The sequence below is a fragment of the Pseudomonas sp. SIMBA_067 genome (assembly GCF_046534675.1).
Lineage (GTDB): Bacteria > Pseudomonadota > Gammaproteobacteria > Pseudomonadales > Pseudomonadaceae > Aquipseudomonas > Aquipseudomonas putida.
Window position 1 is genome coordinate 1 of sequence record NZ_JAWRYH010000556.1, and the last position, 266, is coordinate 266.

Annotated in this window: 1 protein-coding gene; it reads left to right on the plus strand. The window is 61.3% G+C overall.

Features of this window, described 5'->3' with window-relative positions; genetic code table 11:
* Positions 1 to 266: hypothetical protein (locus SB765_RS30305; protein WP_410932578.1), on the plus strand; the 266-nt coding region annotated here is incomplete at both ends.

Below are 266 nucleotides of genomic sequence, written 5' to 3' on the forward strand. Positions count from 1 at the left end.
CACGACGTGATGGTCGGTGAGGGCAGCAGCGCCCTGCGCCTGGATCAGGTCGAAGTGGTGCCGGATATCTGGGCCAGCCTGATGGCCCTTGAAGTGCGCATCGCCCATCTGCAAGTCAGTGGGCTGCAATTGAGCGTCAAGGAAGACAAGGACGGTCACTGGGCCTTGCAAGGTCTGCCGGTACGGGATGAACAGCCACTGGACCCCGGGCAGTTGTTGACGCGCATGCAAATGGTCAAGCGCGTGTCGCTGTTGGATAGCCAGGT